Source organism: Mycobacterium sp. NPDC049093 (genome assembly GCF_040704635.1).
Lineage (GTDB): Bacteria > Actinomycetota > Actinomycetes > Mycobacteriales > Mycobacteriaceae > Mycobacterium.
The window spans coordinates 1,004,151-1,020,069 of record NZ_JBEZJS010000001.1; the positions used below are offsets into that span (position 1 = coordinate 1,004,151).

Annotated in this window: 16 protein-coding genes; 9 read left to right on the top strand and 7 right to left on the bottom strand. The window is 66.2% G+C overall.

All coding sequences use genetic code 11. From position 1 onward, the window contains the following. Window positions 1-10: 10 nt before the first annotated feature. The 3 genes from AB0876_RS04965 to AB0876_RS04975 are packed head-to-tail and all read right to left on the bottom strand — an operon-like array spanning window position 11 to window position 3,540. Window positions 11-1,711 (bottom strand): alpha/beta hydrolase, encoded by a 1,701-nt coding sequence (locus AB0876_RS04965; RefSeq protein WP_526041381.1) that lies wholly within the window; start codon window positions 1,709-1,711, stop codon window positions 11-13. 9 nt (window positions 1,712-1,720) lie between these two features. After that, a complete protein-coding gene (locus AB0876_RS04970; RefSeq protein ID WP_491839393.1) occupies window positions 1,721-2,497 on the bottom strand; it encodes an enoyl-CoA hydratase in 777 nt (258 codons plus the stop codon). After that, window positions 2,494-3,540: a 3-hydroxyisobutyryl-CoA hydrolase gene (locus AB0876_RS04975; RefSeq protein ID WP_526041382.1), complete on the bottom strand. Its 1,047-nt coding sequence runs from the start codon at window positions 3,538-3,540 to the stop codon at window positions 2,494-2,496. The genes AB0876_RS04970 and AB0876_RS04975 overlap by 4 nt, the downstream gene beginning before the upstream one ends. A gap of 175 nt (window positions 3,541-3,715) precedes the next feature. Here AB0876_RS04975 and AB0876_RS04980 point away from each other — a divergent pair, with 175 nt between their 5' ends. Both AB0876_RS04980 and AB0876_RS04985 read left to right on the top strand, forming a co-directional pair. Further along, on the top strand, window positions 3,716-4,564 hold the full coding sequence (locus AB0876_RS04980) for a Bax inhibitor-1/YccA family protein (protein WP_418021668.1): 849 nt from the start codon (window positions 3,716-3,718) through the stop codon (window positions 4,562-4,564). A 226-nt stretch (window positions 4,565-4,790) separates the two neighbouring features. After that, the gene (locus AB0876_RS04985) at window positions 4,791-5,642 is read left to right on the top strand and encodes an endonuclease domain-containing protein (RefSeq protein WP_526041475.1); all 852 of its coding nucleotides are present in this window, start codon (window positions 4,791-4,793) and stop codon (window positions 5,640-5,642) included. Between the two features lie 53 nt (window positions 5,643-5,695). On the opposite strand, the gene AB0876_RS04990 is transcribed toward AB0876_RS04985, so the two are convergent. Both AB0876_RS04990 and AB0876_RS04995 read right to left on the bottom strand, forming a co-directional pair. Continuing rightward, entirely contained in the window at window positions 5,696-6,913 is a 1,218-nt protein-coding gene (locus AB0876_RS04990; RefSeq protein ID WP_055116771.1) for an acetyl-CoA C-acetyltransferase, read from the bottom strand. Window positions 6,914-6,955: 42 nt separating this feature from the next. Continuing rightward, on the bottom strand, window positions 6,956-7,903 hold the full coding sequence (locus tag AB0876_RS04995; protein WP_526041383.1) for an SGNH/GDSL hydrolase family protein: 948 nt from the start codon (window positions 7,901-7,903) through the stop codon (window positions 6,956-6,958). Between the two features lie 192 nt (window positions 7,904-8,095). On the opposite strand from AB0876_RS04995, the gene AB0876_RS05000 reads away from it, so the two are divergent. The 7 genes from AB0876_RS05000 (at window position 8,096) to AB0876_RS05030 (ending at window position 14,561) form a co-directional block, all read left to right on the top strand. Next, window positions 8,096-9,133: an alpha/beta hydrolase gene (locus AB0876_RS05000; protein WP_491839396.1), complete on the top strand. Its 1,038-nt coding sequence runs from the start codon at window positions 8,096-8,098 to the stop codon at window positions 9,131-9,133. Between the two features lie 29 nt (window positions 9,134-9,162). Further along, window positions 9,163-10,557, top strand: coding sequence for a cystathionine beta-synthase (locus tag AB0876_RS05005; RefSeq protein WP_491839397.1), 1,395 nt, complete (start codon window positions 9,163-9,165; stop codon window positions 10,555-10,557). A gap of 81 nt (window positions 10,558-10,638) precedes the next feature. After that, on the top strand, window positions 10,639-11,007 hold the full coding sequence (locus AB0876_RS05010; RefSeq protein WP_526041384.1) for a CD225/dispanin family protein: 369 nt from the start codon (window positions 10,639-10,641) through the stop codon (window positions 11,005-11,007). A gap of 9 nt (window positions 11,008-11,016) precedes the next feature. After that, window positions 11,017-11,436 (top strand): DUF2752 domain-containing protein, encoded by a 420-nt coding sequence (locus tag AB0876_RS05015; RefSeq protein WP_526041385.1) that lies wholly within the window; start codon window positions 11,017-11,019, stop codon window positions 11,434-11,436. Between the two features lie 175 nt (window positions 11,437-11,611). Then, complete coding sequence (locus tag AB0876_RS05020; protein WP_491839398.1) at window positions 11,612-12,730, top strand: DUF2189 domain-containing protein; 1,119 nt, start codon at window positions 11,612-11,614, stop codon at window positions 12,728-12,730. Between the two features lie 141 nt (window positions 12,731-12,871). Next, complete coding sequence (locus tag AB0876_RS05025; protein ID WP_491839399.1) at window positions 12,872-13,378, top strand: NINE protein; 507 nt, start codon at window positions 12,872-12,874, stop codon at window positions 13,376-13,378. A gap of 25 nt (window positions 13,379-13,403) precedes the next feature. Further along, window positions 13,404-14,561: a cystathionine gamma-synthase gene (locus AB0876_RS05030; RefSeq protein ID WP_055116764.1), complete on the top strand. Its 1,158-nt coding sequence runs from the start codon at window positions 13,404-13,406 to the stop codon at window positions 14,559-14,561. 7 nt (window positions 14,562-14,568) lie between these two features. Here the strand turns inward: AB0876_RS05030 and AB0876_RS05035 are convergent, their stop codons facing one another. Together AB0876_RS05035 and greA are read right to left on the bottom strand one after the other, a co-directional pair. Then, the gene (locus AB0876_RS05035) at window positions 14,569-15,240 is read right to left on the bottom strand and encodes a GPP34 family phosphoprotein (RefSeq protein WP_526041386.1); all 672 of its coding nucleotides are present in this window, start codon (window positions 15,238-15,240) and stop codon (window positions 14,569-14,571) included. 47 nt (window positions 15,241-15,287) lie between these two features. After that, the gene (greA, locus tag AB0876_RS05040) at window positions 15,288-15,782 is read right to left on the bottom strand and encodes a transcription elongation factor GreA (RefSeq protein ID WP_491839401.1); all 495 of its coding nucleotides are present in this window, start codon (window positions 15,780-15,782) and stop codon (window positions 15,288-15,290) included. Window positions 15,783-15,919: the final 137 nt, after the last annotated feature.

A 15,919-nucleotide genomic window follows, 5' to 3' on the forward strand; every position in this document is an offset into this window, starting at 1 on the left:
CGCCCGGCGCTCAGGCATTCTCGTTGCTGCTCAGCATGGGCCGCAATTTTGCGGTCATCTCCGGTGTCCACCCCGGGGGCTGCAGGATCGCCGCCCAGGCGTCGGCCACATTCTGGACGTACACGTGCCCGTGCCCGTCGGGAACGTCGACCGCCACTGCCATGTCCGCCGAGACCTGAAGGAACGTCACCACCGGAATCCATTCCATCCGGCGGGACACGTCGTACCCGCGGGGTTCACGCAGCCAGTCCGGCTTGGCGAACAGCAGGTCGGGCGTCCACCACGAGATCGGGTCGGACGCGTGTTGCAGGTACACCGCGCGCGGATGACCCCACGGTGCGTCGGGCCGGTTCAGATTCTCGGCCTTCGCCACGAACCGGGCGTTCTCGCCGTTGTCGTAGATCGGCAACCACTCCGGTGATCCGGCGTCGCGGTCACGGGTCAGCGTCGTCCAGATCGTGTTCTTGAACGTCGGGCCGGAGAACAACGCGCCGTCGGTGCGGGCTACGAGATTGTTCAGCGAGAGGAACGGTGCCTCACCACCGAACGATCCCAGGCTCTCCCCGAACACCACCAGCTTGGGGCGCTTGTTCTCGGGCATCGCCCGAACCAGGGCGTCGACCGCCTCGAACAACGCCTGCCCGGCCTGCCGCGCGTTCTCCTGGTCGACCAGGAACGACAACCAACTCGGCAGGAACGAGTACTGCATCGACACGATCGCGGTGTTGCCGTTGTACATGTACTCCAGGGCAGAGGCCTCGGCCTCGTTGATCCAGCCCGTGCCCGTCGTGGTCGCCACCGCGACCACGGCGCGGTCCAGGCCGCCGGTGCGCTGCAACTCTCGGGCCGCCAGGGCCGCGGTGGCCTTGATGCCGTCAGCGGAATGCAGACCCGCATAGGCGCGGATCGGTTCGATCGCGGGTTTGCCGGTGAACCGCGAAAGCTGTTGCACCGTAGGGCCGGCCGAGACGAATACCCGGCCCTGATGGCCGAGCGACTCCCAGTCCGCCAGCGACTGCGGGCCACCTGAACGCAGGGGCGACATCGGGGCGGGAAAGTCGGGATCACTCTCGTCGTTGACGGCCGCGAACGTCCGGTTGATGGTGTCCATCGCCACCCGGGCCACGACACCGTTCAGGAGCGCGATGGTGAGCGCCAGCAGAAACGCCACCACGACGACGGCCGAAACCCGCGGCGGCAGAAAGCGATCCAGCTTGAGGTCCAGGAAACGCACGAGCTTACGGATCAATTGCCCGATCTCGACGAATGCGAACAGGACCACCAGCGACAGCACCGCGGTCAGCGGATGATCCCAGAACTTCAGCCGGGGCACCCCCATGAAGTCGCGGACCTCGTCCTGCCAGACGTGGAAGTACACGATCATCAGGATCTGCCCGACGACGCCGACGGCGAGCAAGGCCAGCCAGGCCCACTTGGGGGCCTTCGGGCTGGTTTCCTTGGATCGCATGTAGCGGACCAGCCACACCCCGAAGACGCCGAGGCCGTAGCCGGTTGCGCCGGCGCCGCCGCTGACCAGACCTTGGAACAGCGGCCCGCGGGGCAGCAGCGACGGGGTGAGCGAGAACCAGACGAACACCAGGCCCACCGCGGTGCCGAAGAACGTGTAGTGGCGCAGCCACCACACAGGCTTATCTGCGTCCCCTGACTGGACTTCGGGTGCGTCGGCCTCGGGTTCGGCGGTCTCGGTCACCCGTCGACTTTAGCGATGGGTGAAGTTGGCGGCGCGCTTCTCCGAGAACGCTGCCATGCCTTCCTTCTGGTCTGCGGTGGCGAAGGCCGAGTGGAACAGCCTGCGCTCGTAGAGCAGTCCCTCGGCCAGGGAGGACTCGAAGGCCCGGTTGACCGCTTCCTTGGCCATCCGCGACGCCGACAGCGACATGCCGGCGATGGTCGCTGCCACGGCCAGGGCCTCGTCGATCAGCGAGTCCGCGGGCACCAGGCGCGACACCAGGCCGGCGCGTTCGGCTTCCACGGCGTCGATGGTGCGGCCGGTCAGGATCAGGTCCATCGCCTTGGCCTTGCCGATCGCCCGCGTGAGCCGCTGCGAACCACCCATGCCCGGCAGCACGCCCAGCTTGATCTCGGGCTGACCGAACTTCGCCGAATCCGCGGCGATCAGGATGTCGCACATCATCGCCAGCTCGCAGCCGCCGCCCAGCGCGTAGCCGGCGACCGCGGCGATCGTCGGGGTGCGGGTGTCGGCGAACTTCGACCACAGCTCGAAGAAGTCTGCCGAGTACACGTCGGCGAACGACAGCTCGGCCATCTCCTTGATGTCGGCGCCCGCCGCGAACGCCTTCTCGTTGCCGGTGACGATGATGGCGCCGACGCTGGGATCGCGATCGAGTTCGGCTGCGGCCGTGGTTACTTCGGTCATCACCTGGGTGTTGAGCGCGTTGAGCGCCTTCGGCCGGTTCAGCGTGATGGTCGCGACCCGGTCGGTGCGGGTCACCAGGATCGTCTCGAACTCACTCATTGGTTGTCCTCCTGGAAGGTCAGATCGGGATCGGCCGGAACGAAGTACGCGTCGACGTCGGCGGCGGTGACCGCCTCGATCGAGGCAGGGGACCATTGCGGGTTGCGGTCCTTGTCGACGAGCTGAGCGCGGATGCCCTCGACGAAGTCATGCGATTTCACCGATGCGCACGAGGTTCGGTACTCCTGCTGCAGCACGTCCTCCAGTGTCGCCAGCTTGGCGGCCCGGCGCACCGCTTCCAGCGTCACCGACAGCGCGATGGGGGAGCGGGTGGCGATGAGTTTCGCGGCATCTTCGGCGGCGGTGCCGTGCGTCTGCAGTGCGGCGATGATGTCGGCCACGGTGGCGCCGGCGTAGCACTCGTCGATCCAGCTGCGCTGCTCGACCAGCTGGCTGGCGGGCGGTTCCACGGCGTAGTCGGCGAGGGCCTTCGCCACGCCATCGCTGACCACGGCTGCGGTGAACTCGGCCACCTGGTCGTGCGGCACATAGTGATCGGCGAAGCCCATGGCGATCGCGTCGGCCCCGGAGAACGGGGCTCCGGTGAGCGCGGCGTGCAGTCCGAGTCCTCCGGGGGCGCGGGAGAGCAGGTAGGTGCCGCCCACATCGGGGATGAAGCCGATGCCGACCTCGGGCATCGCCATCTTGGTGGTGTCAGTGGCGACGCGGACGTTGCCATGGGAGGCGACGCCAACGCCACCGCCCATCACGATGCCGTCCATCACCGCCACATACGGCTTCGGGTAACGGCCGATATAGGCGTTGAGCAGGTATTCGTCGTACCAGAACTTTCGTGCGGCCTCGCCGCCCTCGCGGGCGCTGTGATAGAGCGCCACCACGTCACCGCCCGCGCACAGGCCGCGTTCGCCGGCGCCGGTCAGCACAACGGTGTGAACCGCATCGTCGTTCTCCCACGCATGCAGCGCCTCGGAGATGCCCGCGACCATCGCATCGTTGAGCGAGTTGATCGCCTTGGGCCGGTTCAGCGTGAGGATCCCGACGCCGTTGCGGACACTTACTAGGAGGTCCTCGTTTTCTGTCACGAGATGCAATCTAGTTCGGCCCCCCAGTTGTGGTGCGCTACGGGTAGGGTTTGCCCCAAGATCAAACCTGTCAGTTTCCTGGGAGTCATTTCGTCTCCACGGGAACCCGCCCGGAACATTGATCGTTGAGCTACTAGTTCGTACTCGAACACATCTCATCAGAGAGGACCCGACGGTGCGCGAAACCAGCAACCCGGTATTCCGCAGCCTGCCCAAGACGCAGGGCGGATACGCACAATTCGGTACCGGAGCCAGCGGCTTCGGTGCACAGCAGGTGCATGCGCAGCCCTACGCGCAGGAGTACCTGGAGCAGCCGCAGACCGGCGTTTCCCGCCCGCTGACCATCGATGACGTCGTCACCAAGACCGGCATCACGCTGGCCGTCGTGTCGGCTGTCGCGGTGGTGTCGTACTTCCTCGTGGCCGGAAACACGGCCCTGATGATGCCGTTCACCCTGATCGGCGGCCTCGGCGGTCTGGTGATGGTCTTGATCGCCACCTTCGGCCGCAAGCAGGACAACCCGGCCATCGTGCTGACCTACGCCGCGCTGGAGGGCCTGTTCCTCGGTGCAGCGTCGTTCCTGTTCGCCAACCTGGTCTCCAACGGTGGGCCCACCATGATCTTCCAGGCCGTGGTGGCCTCGATCGGTGTGTTCATCGGCATGCTCGTGGTCTACAAGACCGGTGCCATCCGCGTGACGCCCAAGTTCACCCGGATGATCGTCGCCGCGATGTTCGGTGTTCTTGCGCTGATTCTGGTGAACTTCGCGCTCGCGATGTTCGGTGTCGGCGGCGGTGAAGGCCTGGGCCTGCGTTCCGGCGGTGGCCTGTCCATCGCGTTCTCGCTGTTCGTCATCGCCCTGGCGGCGTTCAGCTTCCTGATCGACTTCGACGCGGCCGACCAGATGATCCGCGCCGGTGCTCCGGAGAAGGCCGCATGGGGCATCGCCCTTGGCCTGACCGTCACCCTGGTCTGGCTGTACATCGAGATCCTCCGGTTGCTGTCGTACTTCAACAACGACTAGCAACCCTGCCCCGAGAAAGGCGTCCGCGATTGCGGGCGCCTTTTTCTTTTGCGTGGGTAGGCGCTGACTCTGCGTTGAGGGCGTTGGCTTCTCGCACTTTTGCGCCGTGGACGCAGAGTCGATACGTGGGTTATCCCCACAGCGAGGTTCATGCACAAGGTCGGGCCATGGCGTGGCCTGGGCTGAGCCGGCTGTCAGCAGCTCAAACCAGCCTGGCGTCATGGACATCGGCAACGAACCCTTCGTCGGCAGCGAGGCTCTGGCAGGCGGCGAACTGAACCGCCATGAATTGCGCCGCTACTACCGGTCGCTGATGCCAAACGTGTACCTGGACAAACGGATCGCTCCGAATCTGCGCCGCCGAACGCAAGCAGCATGGCTGTGGTCACATCGAGCAGCGGTGGTCGCGGGTCTCTCGGCATCTGCCTGGCATCGGGCCAAGTGGGTCGACGACGACGTTCCAGTCGAGTTGATCTGGTCGAATGCGCGGGCGCCGAAACGGGTGATCACCCGTGCCGACCTGCTGCTGCCGGGGGAGTCGCAACGGCTCGACGGGCTGAATGTGACCACACCGGAGCGGACGGCCTTCGACATCGGCCGGCGCGGGCCCCTGAGGGAGGCGGTGGCTCGGCTCGACGCGCTGGGCAATGCGACGGGGCTGAAAGCAGCTGATGTGTTGGCACTGGCGGATTGTCATGCCCATGTGCGTGGTCTACGTCAGCTCGAGACGGCTCTTGAACTCTATGACCCTGGGGCACAGTCCCCGAAAGAAACCTGGCTTCGACTCATGGTCATCGATGAGGGATATCCGCGACCGCGGACACAGGTGCCGGTACCAGGCCGGAATGGCCAGCCGCGGTACTACCTGGACATGGGTTGGGAGGAGTACATGCTCGCGGTCGAATACGACGGCGTGCAGCATGCCGATGCGCTGGGCTACGACATCGTCCGTCATGAATACATCAGCCAGGCTGGCTGGACCACGATTCGAGTGGCAGCAGGCCATCGTCGGCCGGAAATCATGTGGCGCCTGCAACGCGCTTGGGATCAGGTTGCGCCGCCATTGGCTCTGCGGTGAGGGCGCGAGCTACTCGCACTTTTGCGCCCTCAGCGCAGAGCCAAAGCTGAAAACTAGGAGAGGCGCTCCACAACCATCGCCATACCCTGGCCGCCACCGACACACATCGACTCGATGCCGAAGGTCTTGTCGTGGGTGGCCAGGTTGTTCAGCAGCGTGGCGGTGATGCGGGCACCGGTCATGCCGAACGGGTGGCCCAGCGCGATCGCGCCGCCCGAGACGTTCAGCTTGTCCTCGTCGATGCCGAGCTCACGAGCCGAACCGAGCACCTGCACGGCGAACGCCTCGTTGATCTCGACCAGGTCGATGTCGGAGATCTTCTTGCCGGCCTTGGCCAGCGCCTTCTTGATGGCCTCGATCGGGCCGAGGCCCATGATCTCCGGCGACAGGCCGGACACCCCGGTGGAGACGATGCGGGCTAGCGGGGTCAGGCCCAGCTCCTTGGCCTTGGTGTCGCTCATGATGACGACTGCGGCGGCGCCGTCGTTCAGCGGACACGCATTGCCCGCGGTGATGGTGCCGTTGGGCCGGAAGACCGGCTTGAGCTGGCTGATCTTCTCGTAGGTGGTGCCGGCGCGCGGGCCGTCATCGGTGGAAACCACGGTGCCGTCGGGGAGCGTCACGGGAACGATCTCCCGCTCGAAGAAGCCGCTCTTGATGGCCTCCTCCGCGCGGTTCTGCGAACGCACGCCCCAGTGATCCTGGTCCTCACGGCTGATGCCGGTGAAGGTGGCGACGTTCTCGGCGGTCTGGCCCATGGCGATGTAGACGTCGGGGATCAGGCCGTCTTCGCGCGGGTCATGCCACTTGATGTCGCCCTCGGCCTGCGTGAGCGTGCGGGCCTGGGCCTCTTCGAACAGTGCGTTCTTCGAGTTCGGGGCGCCGTCGGCGGCACCGACGCCGAAGCGCGACACCGTCTCCACACCCGCGGAGATGAACACGTCACCCTCGCCGGCCTTGATGGCGTGGAAGGCCATCCGGGTGGTCTGCAGCGACGACGAGCAGTACCGGTTGACGGTGGTGCCAGGCAGGAAGTCGTAACCGAGCTCGACGGCCACGGCGCGAGCGATGTTGTAGCCGGCCTCACCGGCGGGCTGGGCGCAGCCCATCATCAGGTCGTCGATGTCGCGGGGGTCCAGCGAGGGCACCTTGTCCAGGACGGCCTTCACCATCTGAGCGGCGAGGTCGTCGGGGCGCATGGTGGCCAGCGACCCCTTGACGGCGCGGCCGATAGGCGAGCGGGCGGTGGCAACGATGACGGCTTCAGGCATGACGGCTCCTGCTAATCGAATGGCTTAGAAACTCAGTTGAAACTAGCCCGCGGGCACCACGATGGGTGCGGGCACCCCGGTTGAGCGGCGCCAAAGCCTGCTGACACTGCCCAGGCGGGTCAGCAGTGTCCTCGTGTCGGCGGCTCCCGATTCCAGTGCCTCGTCGCCGTCCCAGTCGCCGAGAGCCGTGCATACCGCCGGCAGCAACTGCTTGGCGGCCAGTGCGTACCCAGCTGCCGACGGATGGAACATGTCGTCGGAGAACAGCAGGTCAGGGGCCTTGTGGAAGTCCCGGGACAGAAGGTCCGAGAACGGCACGGGTGTGCCGCCGGCCGCTCGGACGGCGCCGGCCTGGGCGCGGGCCAGGCGCAGGCCGAGGTTGCGGGCGACGGTGCGCAACGGTTGCGGGATGGCGGTGATCACCCCGAAGTCGGGACAGGTGCCGACCACGACGACGGCTCCTGCCGCCTGCAGCCGGCGCACCGCGTCGCCGACCCGGCGGGCCGACGGACCGATGCCGTTGGGTTTGGTGATGTCGTTGGCGCCGATCATGATCACGGCGGCATCCGGCGGTGGGCCCGCCACGAACATGGCATCGATCTGGCCGGACAGCCCCTTCGAGGTGGCGCCGACGATTGCCTTGGTGCTCAAGCGGATCCGCTTGTCGAACTGCTTCGCCACGCCGCGGGCGATCAGCACCCCGGGTACCTCGTCGGCCACCCGGCAGCCGTATCCGGTGGCGGTGGAGTCACCGAAGATCATCAGGTGCAGGTCGAAGGGGACTCCGCGTTCCCACTTCTCGACGGGCCCGCCGCCGGGGAGGTACACGCCGTCGGCGCGGGGTGGGACGTCCCAGGACTTGGGAATGACCTGACGCGCCTTGTTGGCCTGCCCGCTCAACAGGTTGCGTGCTCCGATATAGGCCGATCCCGTAGAAGCCAGCGTCGCCGCAGCGGCGAGGGCGATGGTCGACCGACGCGGTGTGCCCACGAGATCAGTTTAGGCGGACGAGACAGGTTGTCCGCGTGGCGGCGCAGCGTGGCGATCACAGTGCTGTATCAAGTCCGGTATCAATTCAGTTTATTTGACTGTTGAACTGTTTACGGATGTCAAGCTAAGTTACCCGGGTTGTCTGAGTGACGAAGCTCACCTAGCACTACAAAGACGTAGGAAGTGGTGACGATGACTGCACCGAGCAAGGTATCCAGGTCGCATCATGCTGGCATAAGCCCAGCTAGGACCCACCGCGGGCGTAGGTTCCCGGTCAGTGACGGCGCGCCCGTCGAGGTGGTCGAGGACGGACCGAGCCTGGCCGGCCGATTGGCTTCGCTGGCGGCCACGCTGACAATCAAGCCGACCTTGGCGATTGGTAGCCATGTACCGCATCTGCCGTGGCCATTCGGGCTCGTCAATTTCGCCGCCCGACTGATCCGGCCGGTGCCCGGGACCATCAAGGCCACCATCGCGCTGCCCCACTGCACCGCGCAGCTGGTGCGGGCCGACGGCGTACTTCCCGCCGACGGAAAGCGCAGCGTCATCCTGTACCTGCACGGCGGTGCGTTCCTCGCCTGCGGGGCCAACACGCACTCGGGGATCGTCACGGCACTGTCGGAATACGCCGACAGCCCGGTGCTCGTGGTCGATTACCGGATGGTCCCCAAGCACTCGGTGGGCACCGCGATCGAGGACTGTTACGACGCCTATCAGTGGCTGCGGCTACGCGGATACGAGCCGGACCAGATCGTCCTGGCCGGCGACTCGGCGGGCGGCTACCTGTCGCTGGCGCTGGCCGAGCGCCTGGTCGACGAGGGTGAGATGCCTGCCGCGTTGGTGACCATGTCGCCGCTGTTCGAGATCGACAACGAGTCACGGGCCAACCACCCGAACATCCACACCGACGCGATGTTCCCCGCCAAGGCGTTCGACGCCCTCGTGGAGCTCATCGAGCGCGCCGCCGGGCGCAAGGGCGAGGAAGTCTACGAACCCCTCGACCACATCGAGCCCGGTCTGCCGCGCACGCTGATCCACGCGTCTGGCTCGGAGGCTCTGCTCAGCGACGCGCGAAAGGCCGCGCACATGCTGGCCGCCGCAGGGGTTCCCGTCGAGCTGCGGATCTGGCCCGGTCAGATGCACGTTTTCCAGCTCGCGTCGCCGATGGTGTCCGAAGCGAAGCGCTCGTTGCGTCAAATCGGCGAATACATTCGAGAGGCCACCTGGTAAGCGTTTCGCGGGCCTGAGACCATTGACGTATGCGCATCGCCAGGCACATCAGTGAGCTCATCGGCAATACCCCGCTGGTACAGCTGAACTCAGTTGTCCCCGAAGGCTCGGGCAAGGTCCTGGCCAAGATCGAGTACCTGAACCCCGGCGGCAGCTCCAAGGACCGCATCGCGGCCAAGATGATCGACGCCGCCGAGGCCAGCGGCGAGCTCAAGCCCGGCGGCACCATCGTCGAACCGACGTCGGGCAACACCGGCGTCGGCCTGGCTCTGGTGGCCCAGACCCGCGGCTACAAGTGCATCTTCGTCTGCCCCGACAAGGTCAGCGAGGACAAGCAGAATGTGTTGCGCGCCTATGGCGCCGAGGTCGTGGTGTGCCCGACGGCGGTGCCGCCGGACCATCCGGACAGCTACTACAGCGTCTCCAACCGCCTCGTCGAGGAGATCGACGGCGCCTGGAAGCCCGACCAGTACTCCAACCCGATGGGGCCGGAGAGCCACTACGAGACGACCGGTCCGGAGATCTGGGCCGACACCGACGGCACCGTGACGCACTTCGTGGCCGGGGTCGGTACCGGCGGCACGATCACCGGCACGGGCCGCTACCTCAAAGAGGTGTCGGACGGCAAGGTTCAGGTGATCGGTGCCGATCCGGAAGGCTCGGTGTACTCCGGCGGGACCGGGCGGCCGTACCTGGTGGAAGGCGTGGGTGAGGACTTCTGGCCGTCCGCCTACGATCCGTCGGTCCCCGACGGGATCATCGCCGTCTCCGACAACGACTCGTTCGACATGACCCGACGGCTGGCCCGCGAAGAGGCGCTGCTGGTCGGTGGATCCTGCGGCATGGCAGTCGTCGCCGCACTCGAGGTGGCCCGCACGGCCGGCCCCGACTCGGTCGTCGTGGTGCTCCTGCCCGACGGCGGACGCGGTTACCTCTCAAAGATTTTCAACGACGCGTGGATGTCTTCGTACGGATTCCTCCGCAACCGGCTCGACGGTTCGATCGAGCAGTCGACGGTCGGCGATGTCCTTCGCGGCAAATCCGGGGCGCTGCCCGACCTGGTGCACACGCACCCCTCGGAGACGGTGCGCGACGCGATCGGCATCCTGCGCGAATACGGCGTCTCGCAGATGCCGGTGGTCGGTGCCGAACCTCCTGTGATGGCGGGCGAGGTGGCCGGCAGCGTGTCCGAGCGGGAACTGCTGTCCGCGGTGTTCGAGGGCCGGGCGAAGCTGGCCGACGCAGTGGCCGACCACATGGGCCCGCCGTTGCCGTTGATCGGTGCGGGGGAGTTGGTCTCCACGGCGGCGAAATCTCTGCGGGACTGCGACGCGGTGATGGTCGTCGAGGAGGGCAAGCCCGTCGGCGTGCTCACTCGCCACGATCTGCTCGGGTTCCTCTCCGAGGGCGGCGGCCGACACTAGTCGTCGATCCAGCGTATTCAGCGAATTGCCAGGGTAAGGTTGCCTCGCTCTTGTCCAGCAACCTGTTCCAGGAAGGCGTCAATGACTGAATACCCGCCCCCACCTCCTGGTGGCTATCCGCCTCCGCCTCCTGGTGGCTATCCGCCACCTCCCCAGGGCGGTTTCCCGCCGCCTGGAGGCCCCCAAGGCGTTCCGCCGGACAACAATCTGGTCTGGGCGATACTTGCGACTGTCTTCTGCTGTCTTCCGCTGGGCATCGTCGCCATTGTGAAATCGGTGTCGGTGTCGGGACTCTGGGCACAGGGCCAGTACCAAGCCGCACAGCAGGCCGCCGACGACGCCAAGAAGTTCGCCATGTGGGGCGCCATCGCCGGCGTCGCCTTTAGCGTGGTCTGGCTCATCTTCCTGGTAGCGACGGGTGCGTTCTCGGCATCAGTGTCGTCGTACTGATCTCGATCTGTGTCTCAACTCCACGTTGCACCCCGCCTCGGTGCGCCACTCGGTGTGGCCGCCGCGGCGGGGTGCGCGTGTCTGGCCGTGTGGGTAGCTGATCCCACGACACCCGGTGGACTGCTACCGACATGTCCCACAAAGCTATTGCTGGGCATCGACTGCCCGGGCTGCGGCAGTCTCAGGATGATCTACTCAATGCTTCATGGGGATCTTCTTGCAGCGCTTCGGTTTAACGCTGTCGGGGTGATCGCTCTCGGGTTGATTGTGTGGGCCTACCTGGCGTGGACATACGGCCGTCTCCGCGGACGGCAGATCGCCAGTTGGCAACATCACCGGTGGTCGGCGATGGTGGCGCTGGTGGTGACCGTGGTGTGGTTCATTATTCGCAATTTGCCATTTGAACCGTTTACTGCGCTGCGTGTCTGACTAATCCGGTATGCCGCCACGACGGCCCACTGTGCCCGGCGAATACGCTCGTGTTGTCCTGTCAAAGGGCGTTGACGGTGCGTAATCTGCCTGTGGAGCAGTCTGTCTGTATAGGTGCTGGCAGAACGTAGCGTCCGCCCGCGGCGCGCTATCCGAGATGAGGAGAGCTTTCGACGTGACCGATCAACCGCCCCCGCCCGGGAATTACCCGCCGCCGCCGGAGGGGGGCTATCCGCCTCCGCCCCAGCACGGCGGTTTCGCGCCGCCGCCTCCGCCGCAGGGTGGTAGTTATCCACCGCCGCCTCCCCCGCAGGGCGGTGGCTACCCGCCCCCGCCGCCGCCTCATCAGGGTGGCTATCCGCCTCCGCCGCAAAGCGGTGGCTACCCGCCGCCGCCCCCGCAGGGCGGTGGTTATCCACCGCCTCCCGGCGGCTACCCGCCTCCTGGCGGTTACCCATCCCCGGGCGGTTACCCGCCGCCCGGTTACGGTGCTCCCGGCTACCCGCCTGCGGGCGGGCCTGGATTCGGCGGCGCGCCGTACAGCATCGGTGACGCCTTCTCGTGGGCCTGGAACAAGTTCCTCAAGCATCCGGCTGAACTGATCGTGCCGACGCTGCTGTACGGCCTGATTGCAGGCGTCGTCTACGGCATCTTCTACGGCATCGCCTATGCGATCGCGCCGGACTCGACCAGTAGGTACGAGTCCTATCAGGACGGCTTCAGCTACTCGGCGTCGAGCGACTTGGGGACCGGGGGCAGCATCGTCATGTTCATCGGCTCGATCGTGCTGTTGGTGGTCGGTGGCTGGATCGCAGCGGGGTATACCGCCGGAATGCTCGACATCGCCAATGGCCAACCGGTGACGATCGGTTCGTTCTTCAAGCCGCGCAACGTCGGCAACGTCATCCTCGCGACGGTGATCGTCGGTGTGATCTCGTTCCTGGCCAACTTGGTGCTGTTCGCGCCCACGTTCCTGATCGGCGCGTGGATCTTTGTGTTCATGCTGTTGTCGTTCGTCGTATCGGTGGTCCTTGCCACCCTGTTTCTGTTCACCACGGTCGCGGCGGTGGACCGCAATCTCAGCGGCGTCGATGCGGTCAAGGCGAGCTTCGACCTCGCGAAGGCCAATTTCGGCACGGTGCTGCTGACGGCACTCGTCATGGGAGTCATCGCCTTCATCGGCATGATTCCCTGTGGGCTCGGCCTCATCGTGGCGGTGCCGTTGATCCTCCTCATCGAGGTGTACGCCTGGCGTCGGCTCAGCGGTGGCCCGGTGGCACCCCTGACCCCATAGGCAGAACCGACCTCAGCGCCCGCGGCGCGTACGGCAGAAATGCCTGCGCCGTGGGCGCTGTGTTCCGTGACATCATTTCAGCTAGCCTGCCGCCGCCGGATCCACAGCGGAGTTCGGTGTATTCGAGAAAGTCGGGGCCCAATGTCGACACCAAATCAGCCCGGAGACATGTACTCCGGAGACATGTACGGAACGCCGCCCCCGGCGGTGCCGCCGCAATTCCCGCCGCCGCAGGGCGTTCCGCAGTTCGGCGGTTATCCGACTCAAGGCCCACCCGCAGGCTATCCGCCACAGGGTTTCCCGGCCGGCTACCCCGGGCAGCAGCAGCCCTACGGCGGCTATTCCGCCGACCCGTCGGCGCCGTTCGGTCGCGACCCGCAGACCGGGGAGCCGCTGTCAGACAAATCGGCCGTCACCGCCGGTCTGTTGCAGCTGTTTTTCGGCGGCTTCGGTGTCGGGCGTTTCTACATCGGCTCCACCACTATCGGCGCGATCCAACTGGGGCTGACGATCCTCGGCATACTCACGGCGATTCTTTTCGTCGGGGTCTTCCTCCTCGCCGGCGTCGGGATCTGGGCTCTGGTGGATGCGGTCATGATGTTCAGCCGGTCAGTTCCTGACCAGTACGGACGAAAGCTGCGAAACTGAGCGGCCGCGATAGGCTCGACACGTTATGAGTGAACAGCGCAGGTGGCACGGTCTGGCCACAAAAGCCATCCACGCCGGTTACCGACCCGACCCGGGCACCGGAGCCGTCAACACCCCGATCTACGCCAGTTCGACCTTCGCCCAGGACGGCGTCGGCGGGCTGCGCGGCGGATTCGAGTACGCCCGCACCGGCAACCCGACCCGGCAGGCTCTGGAAGCGGCGCTGGCGGCCGTCGAGGAAGCCGCCTACGGGCGGGCCTTCGCCTCGGGTATGGCCGCCACGGACTGTGCGCTGCGCGCGGTGCTGCGGCCCGGCGACCACGTGGTGATTCCCGACGATGCCTACGGCGGCACGTTCCGCCTCATCGACAAGGTGTTCTCGCAGTGGAACGTCACTCACACCCCGGTCCCGCTCAGCGATCTGGACGCCGTGCGTTCGGCCCTCACCCCGCGGACCCGGCTGATCTGGGTCGAGACGCCCACTAACCCGCTGCTGAGCGTCGCCGACATCCCGGGGATCGTCCAGATCGCGTCGTCCTCCGGAGTCAAGGTGTTGGTGGACAACACGTTTGCCTCGCCTGCGCTGCAGCAGCCGCTGTTGCTCGGCGCCGACATCGTGCTCCATTCGACCACCAAGTACATCGGTGGGCACTCGGATGTGGTGGGCGGTGCGCTGCTGACCAACGACGAGGAACTCGACGCGGCATTCGCATTCCTGCAGAACGGCGCCGGTGCGGTGCCGGGGCCTTTCGACGCGTACCTGACCATGCGCGGGCTCAAGACGCTGGTGCTGCGCATGCGTCAGCACAGTGAAAACGCTGCGCTGATAGCCGAATTCCTCGACGGGCACCCCGCTGTCGAGACCGTGCTCTACCCAGGTCTGGCCAGTCACCCGAACCACGATGTGGCGGCGCGGCAGATGTCGGGCTTCGGCGGCATGGTGAGCCTGCAGCTCCGGGGTGGGCCCCGGGCGGCACGTGAATTGTGCTCGCGTACTGAGCTTTTCATTCTCGCCGAGTCGCTCGGCGGGGTGGAGTCGTTGATCGAGTACCCAGGGGCCATGACGCATGCGTCGACCGCAGGCTCGCAGCTCGAGGTGCCTGACAACCTCGTGCGGCTGTCGGTGGGTATCGAGCATGCCGCCGACCTACTGGCCGACCTGGAGCAGGCCCTCGGTAAGTAGCGCCGCGCTAGACCATCAGGGCCGGACGTAACGCCGACGTCGTCACTGCCAGATTCATCTCCGGCAGTGCCGACGCGGTCTCGTCCACCCAGATGCCCGTTGCGATTTCGGTGGACCGGGCATGCACCCAGCGCCAGCCCCGGTCGTTGAGGCTCAGAATCGCGCCCAGGCCGTCGACCGCATGCAACAGGCAGATGATCGCGGCGATCGCGGGTACCGGGTTGTGCCCGTCGAACAACGCCGCCAGCAGCGCTGCCCGGGCCTGGCTGACCCGCTCCCGGCTGGTCAGCGGCCAGCAGTACACCGACTTGCCCGGAAAGCCCTTACCGGGCATGCGGACTCGGCGGACCAGCCCGATCCGTTCGAGATGCTGTTCCAGGTTGGCTTGGGAGTGCCTGCTGAGCTTGGCCAGTGCGGTCTCGGCCGGAAGCGGCCGGCGTTGCAGTAGTTCGAACGCCGGATCGCCGACCGGATCGGCGGGCCAGTCACCGGCCAATGCGATCAGGCGGCCGGCCTCGATCGGTTCGCCTGCCATGGCAGGACGGATCCGGCAGGCATACGCCAGATCCAGCAGGACTGCCGCGCTGAGTACTTTCTCCCTGCGATGCCGATCAAGTGCGGGCTGCGCGGCTGCGTTGTCCAGCAACAGCAAGAACAGGTCTTCGGCGATTTGCGCCATTTCCCCGACTGTACTGTTTCCCCGTGTTCCCCCCGCCCCTCGACCCGTCAGTCGTGATAGGGCTCGGCGCTGACCAGGGTGACCTTGACGGTGTTGCCGTTCGGCACGGTGTAGGTGCGCGACTCGCCGACCTTGGCATCGAGCAGTGCACTGCCCAGCGGTGAGTTGGGGGAGTACACCTCGAGCTTGCCGTCGCTGATGCCCTCCTGGCGGGTGGCGATCAGGAACGTCTCGGTGTCCTTCTTGTCGTCGTCGTAGTACACCTTGACGACCGAACCGGGCAGCGCGACACCGGACTGCTTGGGTGCCTCACCGACCTTGGCGTTGTTGAGCAGCTCCTGCAGCTGGCGGATGCGGGCCTCCTGCTGGCCCTGCTCCTCGCGGGCGGCGTGGTAGCCACCGTTCTCGCGCAGGTCGCCCTCTTCGCGACGGTCGTTGATCTCGGCGGCGATCACCGGCCGGTTGGCGATCAGCTGATCCAGCTCCGCCTTCAACCGGTCGAATGCGTCCTGAGTGAGCCAGGTGACCTGTGTATCGGTCATGTTCTTGTGCTCCTTCTGTCTTGCTTGCCCTCGCGGCGCTCTTGCGCCTTCCTCGCGTACGAAGTCCGTCGTTTCCGGGCCGGGGCATGCGCATGTATTGCCGCGGACGTAAGCACCTAACTGAGTGCTAATGCAGC